Genomic DNA, 246 nt, shown 5'->3' on the forward strand with positions numbered 1-246 from the left:
GACGCATGTGATCAGATCACGTTTGATGCACTGCTCCGGGAGATCGATGGAACACCCTATTTCAGCTCGATCGGCGCAAACGTCGCCGTCGCACTCTCGCTTGCATGTGCAAAGGCGGCTGCGTCGTCGCTTGACCTGGAGGTCTTCCGCTACCTTGGAGGTGCGTTCGCTTCCGAGACGCCGCTGCCGCTTGGCAACATCATAGGCGGAGGCGCTCATGCACCGAACGCAACGTCCATCCAGGAG

General features: G+C 60.2%; 1 pseudogene. It reads left to right on the plus strand.

The features are described 5' to 3' along the window. A pseudogene (gene eno / locus FQ668_RS27995) lies at nucleotides 1-246 on the plus strand (phosphopyruvate hydratase); the annotation flags it as partial.

Source organism: Pseudomonas sp. Kh14 (genome assembly GCF_900291005.1).
Classification (GTDB): Bacteria; Pseudomonadota; Gammaproteobacteria; order Pseudomonadales; family Pseudomonadaceae; genus Aquipseudomonas; species Aquipseudomonas alloputida.